Annotated in this window: 10 protein-coding genes and 1 pseudogene; 3 read left to right on the top strand and 8 right to left on the bottom strand. The window is 65.9% G+C overall.

Going from position 1 to position 7,717, the window contains the following annotated elements; translation table 11 throughout:
* On the top strand, nt 1–246 hold a 246-nt coding region (locus MK313_RS17375; RefSeq protein WP_287783343.1), incomplete at its 5' end, for a hypothetical protein.
* On the opposite strand, the gene MK313_RS17370 is transcribed toward MK313_RS17375, so the two are convergent.
* The 8 genes and pseudogenes from MK313_RS17370 to MK313_RS17340 all read right to left on the bottom strand — a co-directional run bounded on the left by MK313_RS17370 (nt 243) and on the right by MK313_RS17340 (nt 6,717).
* Entirely contained in the window at nt 243–929 is a 687-nt protein-coding gene (locus MK313_RS17370; protein WP_008944236.1) for an ABC transporter ATP-binding protein, read from the bottom strand. The two genes, MK313_RS17375 and MK313_RS17370, sit on opposite strands and share 4 nt — an antisense overlap.
* Nucleotides 929–1,060 (bottom strand): hypothetical protein, encoded by a 132-nt coding sequence (locus tag MK313_RS18250; RefSeq protein ID WP_407669829.1) that lies wholly within the window; start codon nt 1,058–1,060, stop codon nt 929–931. Before MK313_RS18250 ends, MK313_RS17370 begins: the two co-directional genes overlap by 1 nt.
* 99 nt (nt 1,061–1,159) lie before the next feature.
* Nucleotides 1,160–1,639 (bottom strand): annotated as a pseudogene (locus tag MK313_RS18245) (ATP-binding cassette domain-containing protein); the annotation flags it as partial.
* 32 nt (nt 1,640–1,671) lie between these two features.
* Entirely contained in the window at nt 1,672–2,628 is a 957-nt protein-coding gene (locus MK313_RS17360) for a branched-chain amino acid ABC transporter permease (RefSeq protein WP_287783337.1), read from the bottom strand.
* Nucleotides 2,621–3,493, bottom strand: a complete 873-nt coding sequence (locus tag MK313_RS17355) for a branched-chain amino acid ABC transporter permease (RefSeq protein ID WP_287783334.1) — start codon at nt 3,491–3,493, stop codon at nt 2,621–2,623. The genes MK313_RS17360 and MK313_RS17355 overlap by 8 nt, the downstream gene beginning before the upstream one ends.
* A gap of 70 nt (nt 3,494–3,563) precedes the next feature.
* Nucleotides 3,564–4,742: an ABC transporter substrate-binding protein gene (locus tag MK313_RS17350; protein ID WP_287783332.1), complete on the bottom strand. Its 1,179-nt coding sequence runs from the start codon at nt 4,740–4,742 to the stop codon at nt 3,564–3,566.
* Between the two features lie 232 nt (nt 4,743–4,974).
* Nucleotides 4,975–5,217, bottom strand: coding sequence for an Lrp/AsnC ligand binding domain-containing protein (locus MK313_RS17345; protein WP_008944231.1), 243 nt, complete (start codon nt 5,215–5,217; stop codon nt 4,975–4,977).
* Nucleotides 5,218–5,220: 3 nt separating this feature from the next.
* On the bottom strand, nt 5,221–6,717 hold the full coding sequence (locus tag MK313_RS17340) for a DEAD/DEAH box helicase (protein ID WP_287783329.1): 1,497 nt from the start codon (nt 6,715–6,717) through the stop codon (nt 5,221–5,223).
* Nucleotides 6,718–6,863: 146 nt separating this feature from the next.
* On the opposite strand from MK313_RS17340, the gene MK313_RS17335 reads away from it, so the two are divergent.
* The gene (locus tag MK313_RS17335; protein ID WP_287783327.1) at nt 6,864–7,424 is read left to right on the top strand and encodes an isochorismatase family protein; all 561 of its coding nucleotides are present in this window, start codon (nt 6,864–6,866) and stop codon (nt 7,422–7,424) included.
* A gap of 6 nt (nt 7,425–7,430) precedes the next feature.
* The coding region (locus MK313_RS17330; RefSeq protein WP_287783324.1) for an alpha/beta fold hydrolase at nt 7,431–7,717 on the top strand (287 nt) is incomplete at its 3' end.

The raw sequence follows: 7,717 nt of genomic DNA, 5'->3' as shown, positions 1-7,717 counted from the left end.
CCGATGACCGTGCTGCTGACCCTGTTCGGCCCGCACATGCCGGACCAGCTGCATCTGGCGCTGCTGGCGCTGGCCGGGCTGATCGGCTGGGCTTTCGGCGCGCTGGCTGCGATGGGCTCGATCTCCTTCCTGGTGTGCGCCAAGCTGTTCGAGGTTTCCGCCCGGCAGCTCGCCTATGGCACCAACCTCAGGCTGATGCTGAGTATCGTCGCGCTCTACAGCCTGGGGATGCTACTGCTGGCCTAAACACCCAGATAGCGGTGGCGCAGCGCCTCGTCGGCGGCGAGTTCCGCGGAGCCGCCGGTCCAGACAATGCGGCCCTTCTCGATGATGTGGTGCCGGTCGGCGAGGCGCAGCAGCGCATCGATATTCTTGTCGATCAGCAGGATCGCCTGGCCGTCCGCCTTCAGTGCCTCGACGCAGCGCCAGATTTCCTCGCGGATCAGCGGCGCCAGCCCTTCCGTCGCCTCGTCCAGGATCAGCAGGCGCGGGTTGGTCATCAGCGCCCGGCCGATGGCCAGCATCTGCTGTTCGCCGCCCGATAGTGTCCCGGCACGCTGCCCGGCGCGTTCGGACAGGCGCGGGAACAGGGCGAAGACGCGCTCCTCGGTCCAGCCGCCGCCGCGCGCGGTGGCGATCAAATTCTCGCGGACGGAAAGGGTGGGGAAGACATGACGCCCTTCGGGCACCAGCCCGATGCCCGCCCGCGCTATGCGGTAGGGCGGCAGCCCGTCCAGCCGCTGCCCGTCCAGCGCGATCTCGCCCTGACGCGGCGGGGTGAGGCCCAGAATGGCGCGGACGGTCGTGGTCTTGCCCATGCCGTTGCGGCCAAGCAGCGTGGCGACCTCGCCGGCGCCGACCTCCAGATCGATGCCGAACAGTACCTGGCTGGCACCGTAGAAGCTTTCCACCCCGCTCAGCCGCAGCATCAGGAATCGCTCCCCAAATAGGCGGCGCGCACGGATTCGTCGGCGCGGATCGCGTCCGGCGTGCCGGTGGCGATGGCGCTTCCATAGACCAGCACGGTTATGCGGTCGGCCAGGCGGAACACTGCGTCCATGTCGTGCTCGACCAGCAGGATGGTGACGCTGCCTTTCAGTCCGGCCAGCAGCTCGGTCATGCGCACCGATTCCTCCGGCCCCATGCCGGCCATCGGTTCGTCCAGCAGCAGCAGGTCCGGCTTGCCAGCCAGCGCCATGGCAAGCTCCAGCTGGCGCTGCTCGCCATGCGCCAATGCCGCAGCGGGAACAGCGGCGCGACCGGCGAGGCCGACCTGTTCCAGCACCGCCATGGCAGTATCGCGCAGCGCCGTCTCGGCGAGGACGGGCTTCCAGAAGCGGAAGCTGTGGCCGTCATGCGCCTGCGCCGCCAGCAGCACATTCTCCAGCGCGGTGAAGCCCTGCAGGACGCTGGTGACCTGGAAGGATCGGGCGAGCCCCAGCAGCGCGCGCCGCTCGACCGGCAGAGCGGTTATCGCCTGGCCCTTGAAGCGGATGGACCCGGCATCGGGCGCGATCTCGCCGGACAGCTGGCCGATCAGCGTGGTCTTGCCGGCCCCGTTCGGCCCGATGATGGCGTGGAGTTCGCCCGGCAGTATGTCGAGCGTCAGGCTGTCGGTGGCAGTCACCCCGCCGAAACGCTTCTCCAGCCCCTGGATGGAGAGCAGCGCGCTCATTTATTGCTGCCTTCCGGCGTCAGCAGCCCGTAGAGGCCGCGCCGCGCCAGCAGCACGATGAGGATGAGCAGCGGCCCCAGTACGATCATCCAGTGCTGGGTGATTTCGGCCAGCACATCCTCCAGCACCAGGAAGGCGAAGGCGCCCAGCACCGGCCCGGCGATGGAGCCCATGCCGCCCAGGATGACCATGACCATCAGCTCGCCGGAACGTGTCCAGTGCAGCAGCGACGGGCTGACGAATTCCGTCAGGTTCGCCATCATCGCGCCGGCCAGCCCGGCCACCATGCCGGACAGCACGAAGGCCGCCAGCTTGTATCGGTAGGTCGCGAAGCCCAGCGCCTTCATGCGGCGCTCATTCTCGCGGATGCCGCGCAGCACCAGCCCGAAGCGGGAATGCACAAGCCGGTATTTCAGGAACAGCACCGCCAGCAGCAGGACGAGGGCGAGGTAGTAGAAGCTGGCATCGTCCGACAGGTCGAGCGGGCCGGCATCGGAGCGGGCCCACATCTGCATGCCGTCCATCCCGCCATATTCCTGCTGCGAGACGAAGAAGAAATAGACCATCTGCGCGAAGGCCAGCGTGATCATGATGAAATAGACGCCGCTGGTGCGCAGGCTGATGGCGCCGGTCACCAGCGCGAACAGGGCGGAGACCAGCATGGCGGCGGGGAAGGCGACAAAGGCGCTCTCGGTGCCGAACCACTCGCCGGAATGGTAGGACAGGATGCCCACCACATAGGCGCCGATCCCCAGATAGGCGGCGTGGCCGAAGCTGACCATGCCGCCATAGCCCAGGATCAGGTTCAGGCTGACCGCGCCCAGCGCCAGGATCAGCACGCGGCTGACCATCACCGTATAGAAGCCCTCGCCCAGCGCGTCGGCCAGCGGCGGCAGCACACAGAGCAGGGCAAGCCCGCCCCACAGGATGATGCGGCGCAGAAGGTCACGCATGTGCGGGAAACAGCCCTTGCGGCCGCCAGACCAGGATTGCCGCCATCAGGATATAGATCGTCATTTCCGACAGCGCACCGGGCAGCAGCACGCGCCCGAAGGTGTCGGCGATGCCGACCAGCAGCGCCGCCACGAAGGCGCCGCGCACCGAGCCGATGCCGCCGATGACGATGACCACGAAGGCAAGGATCAGGATGTTCTCGCCCATGCCGACCTCCAGCGCCAGCAGCGGCCCGGCTATCACGCCGGCCAGCCCGGCCAGCGCTGCGCCCAGCCCGAACACCAGCATGTAGAGCCGGTCCACATTCACGCCCAGCGCGTTCACCATCTCGCGGTTGGTGGCCCCGGCACGGATCAGCATGCCGATGCGCGTGCGGGTGATGAGAAGATAGAGAAACAGCGCCGCCGCGATGCCGGCTGCGACGATGGCCAGCCGGTAGGCGGGGTAGGGCGCGCCGGGCAGGATTTCCACGCTGCCCGACAGCATCTCCGGCACCGCCATGAAATAGGCCTGCGGCCCCCAGAGGATCTTCACCAGCTCGTTGAAGAACAGGATCAGCCCGAAGGTCGCCAGCACCTGGTCCAGATGGTCGCGGTCATAGAGGCGGCGCAGGGCAATGGCCTCCATCGCCATGCCGACCAGCGCAGCCGCCGGCAAGGCGGCCAGCAGCCCCAGCAGGAAGCTGCCGGTTGCCTGCTGGACGGTGGCCGCAACATAGGCGCCGATCATGTAGAGCGAGCCATGCGCCAGGTTGATCAGATGCATGATGCCGAACACCAGCGTCAGCCCGGCTGCCATGAGGAACAGCATGGTGCCGAGCTGCAGCCCGTTCAGGACCTGTTCGATGAAGAGCAGGAGGGTCATGCGGCGTCCGGAATGGCGACGGGGACCGCGCTGACGCGATCCCCGTTCACGATGATTGTCGTCTCGTGGCTCACTTCATCTTGCACTGGTCGTGATAGGCGTCCATGTGCCGCGCGAACACCGTGCCGATCAGCTTGTTGGTGATGCGGCCCTCGTCGTTCTTCACCACCTGGCGCAGATAGAAATTCTGGATCGGGTAGTGGTTGGTGTTGAAGGCGAACGGGCCACGCACCGATTCGAACTTCGCGGCGCGCATGGCGCCGCGGAACTTCGCCTCGTCCTTCACGCTGCCGCCGGTCTCGGCCAGCGCGGAGGCGAGCAGCAGCGCGCCGTCATAGGCCTGTGCCGCGAAGGGTGAGGGCGGGCGGCTGTACTTCGCCTCGAACGCCTTCACGAACTTCTGGTTCTGGTCGTTCGGCATGTCCGGGCTCCAGAAGCCGGTGTTGTAGACGCCCAGTGCCGCGTCGCCAACCGCCGGCAGGATGGTCTGGTCGAAGCTGAAGGACGGGCCGAACAGCGGCACTTCCTCCTTCAGCCCGGCCTGCGCGTACTGCTTGATGAAGTTCACGCCCATGCCGCCGGGATAGAAGATATAGACCGCGTCCGGCTTGGCGGCGCGCAGCTGCGCCAGCTCCGCCGCGTAGTCCGGCTGGTTGATCTGGGTATAGACCTCGCCGATGATCTCGCCGCCGCTGTAATAGCGCTTGAAGCCGGTCAGCGCGTCCTTGCCGGCGGGATAGTTCGGCGCCATCAGATAGACGCGCTTGAAGCCCTGATCCTTCACATGCTTGCCCATCGCCTCGTGGCTCTGGTCGTTCTGCCAGGCGACGTTGAAGAAGTAGGGGCTGCAACGGTTGCCGGCCAGCGCCGAAGGGCCGGCATTCAGGCTCAGCATGAAGGTCTTGGAATCGAAGATCGGCTTGGCGACCGCCATCATGACGTTGGAGAACACGACGCCGGCGATCAGGTCCACCTTGTCGCGCTGGATCATGCGCTCGGCCAGCTGGCGGCCGACATCGGGCTTCAGCTGGTCGTCGCCGGTCACCAGCTCGACCGTGCGGCCGCCCAGCTTGCCGCCGGACTGCTCGATGCCGAGATTGAAGCCGTCCAGCAGATCCTTGCCCAGCGCCGCACCGGGGCCGGACAGGGTGGAGATGAAGCCGATCTTCAGCGGCTCGGCGGCGTGTGCCGGCGCCAGGCTGAAAGATGCGAGGAATGCGGCCGCGGCCAGCAGCGATGCCCGTTTCATATGTTCCCAAGCCTCCCGGATGCAGGGTCGTCAGACGGCGGGCATCCTAGCGCAGGCGGATTTGAAACCAAACGGCAATGTAGATTTCCAAGATCGTCATTCCCGCACTTGTTGCGGGAATCCAGACTTCAGCTTACCCGACCGGCGATCCAGCAGGCTGAAACATGGACCCCCGCAACAAGTGCGGGGGTGACGGTAAGAAATTATGTCAGGGCGAGGAAAAGACGCCGCCTTACCCGAAGGCCTTGAAGGTGATCAGGGTGAAGGTGTCCTTCACGCCGGGCAGGGTCTGGATGCGCTCGGTCACGAAATGGCCGATATCGGCATCCTCGTCCAGATAGCACTTCATCAGCAGGTCGTACTGGCCGGAGGTGGAATAGACCTCGGAGACCTGTTCGACGCCCTGCACCGCCTCGTCGGCCACCTTGTAGGCCTGGCCGAGGTCGCACTTCACCATGATGAAGATGGCTTTCATGGCTTACGCACTCTTCTTCAGCTTCACCGTCCGCAGCAGGAAGGCCGGCACATCGTCGCCAAAGCCGGCGGTCACTTCCACGGGCTCGTCGTCGCGTGAATATCGGCGATCCCGCTCACGCTTCGGTTCGTCGCGGCGGTCGCGGATCGGCTCGTGCCTTGGTGCCTCGGGGCGGGGTTCCGTCCTGGCAGATTTTTCCCGGGCCGGCTTTTCCCTGGTGGGCTTCTCAGAGACCGGCTTGTCCTTGGCGGCCTTCTTCGCGGCAGGCTTCTCGGCGGACGCGGCCTTCTTCGGCTCGTCGGCCTTCGCCTCCGGCTTGCCCTTGCTGCGGCCACGGCGGCGCTTGCCGCCGACGTCGCTCATGTCCAGCTCCTCGGCGTCTACGTCATCCGGGGTGATGCGCGGAATCGGCTTGCCGATCAGGTTCTCGATGGCCGCGACATATTTCGCGTCCTCGGGCGTGGCGATGGTATAGGCGCGGCCGGTCATGCCGGCGCGGCCGGTGCGGCCGATGCGGTGGACGTAATCCTCCGCGTTGCTCGGTACGTCGAAATTGAAGACGTGGCTGACCGCCTGGATGTCGAGGCCGCGCGCCGCCACGTCGGAGCAGACCAGCAGCGACACTTCGTTGTTCTTGAACTTCGCCAGCGTCTCGGTACGGGCCGGCTGGGTCATGTCACCATGCAGCGCCACGGCGGAAAAGCCGTGCTGCGTCAGCGACTTCTGCAGCGTGCCGATGTCGCGCTTGCGGTTACAGAAGATGAAGGCGTTCTTCACATTCTCCGAGCGGATCAGGCTGCGCAGCGCCTCGCGCTTGGCCTTGGAGCCGACGACGACCAGATGCTGCGCCACCGTATCGGCCGTGCTGGCCTGCTTGGCGACGCTGATTTCCTTCGGGTTCATCAGGAACTTGTCGGAAAGCTTGCGGATTTCCGGCGCCATGGTGGCGGAGAAGAACAGCGTCTGGCGGATTTTCGGCAGCACGCCGACGATGCGCTCGATATCCGGGATGAAGCCCATATCCAGCATGCGGTCGGCCTCGTCGATGACGAGGATCTTCACATCCTGCAGCAGGATCTTGCCGCGCCCGAAATGGTCCAGCAACCGGCCCGGCGTAGCGATCAGCACATCGACGCCGCGGTCGATTTTCTTTTCCTGGTCGGCGAAGGAGACGCCGCCGATCAGCAGCGCCATGTTCAGCTTTTGGTACTTGCCGTATTTCTCGAAATTCTCGGCGACCTGGGCGGCCAGTTCGCGCGTCGGCTCCAGGATGAGCGAGCGCGGCATGCGGGCCTTGGCCCGGCCCTTGCCCAGGATTTCGATCATCGGCAGGGTGAAGCTGGCGGTCTTGCCGGTGCCGGTCTGGGCGACACCCAGGACGTCGCGGCCCATCAGGACCTGCGGAATCGCCTGCTCCTGGATGGGAGTCGGTGTCGTATAGCCTGCGTCCTCGATGGCGCGCAGGAGGTCCGGGCTAAGTCCCAGGTCTGAGAAACCCATTATGGTCCGTTCTTTGGAAATGGCGCCTCAGGCGAATAAAATACCGCCTGTCGTCGCGGGCGATATTAGAGTTGCATGCGATTCTGTCAACTTTTGTCTGGCTTCGCGGGCTATTGAGCGCGCTTTTGCCGCAAAGCGAGGGACCGATGCTGCTTCACCATGCCGATTGTTCGATGCTGCTGGTCGATGCGCAGGAAAGGCTGCTGCCGGCGCTCGACGGTCAGGCGGGCATGACCGCGGCCTGCGGCCTGCTGCTGCGCGCCGCGCGGGAGCTGGAGGTGCCGGTGCTGGCGACGGTGCAGTATCCGAAGGGGCTGGGCGGCGTGGTGCCGGCTCTGGCCGGGCTGCTGCCGCCCGATGCCGTGGCCGAGAAGATATGTTTCGATGCGATGGCGGAGCCGGGCATGGCCGGCCGCGTCGCCGCGCTGAAGCGCCGCCGGGTCGTGCTGTGCGGTGCCGAGGCGCATGTTTGCGTGCTGCAGACCGCCTTCGGGCTGCAGGCGGCGGGCTACGAGGTCGTGGTGGTCGCCGATGCCGTCGCCTCGCGCGACCCTGAGGACCGGCAGCGCGGGCTTGCCCGGATGGAACTGGCCGGTATGCTCGTCGCCACGTCCGAGATGGTCGTCTTCGAATGGCTGGGCCGGGCCGACACCCCGGCCTTCAAGGCGATGATCCCCTTCATCAAGCGGTTGAAAGAAAAGAGCTGAGACGGAATGGCTGAGAAAATCCCCCTGGTCCTGCTGCCGGGCCTGCTGTGCGACGAGAAACTGTGGGCGCCGCAAATGCAGGCGCTGTCCGACATGGCGGACTGCCAGGTTGCCGACCTCACGCGCCACGAGTCGGTAAAGGAAATGGCGGCCTCCGCGCTGGAAGCAGCACCGGAGAAATTTGCGCTCGCCGGTCTGTCGATGGGCGGCTATGTCGCGCAGGAGATCATGCGCCAGGCGCCGGAGCGGGTGCTGAAGTTGGCGCTGCTCGACACCTCGCCGCGTGCCGATTC

Source organism: Oceanibaculum sp., from assembly GCF_022449305.1.
GTDB classification, from domain to species: Bacteria; Pseudomonadota; Alphaproteobacteria; order Oceanibaculales; family Oceanibaculaceae; genus Oceanibaculum; species Oceanibaculum indicum.
Note: the sequence above shows the minus strand (reverse complement) of the source record. Positions and strands in the feature narration are given on the sequence as shown.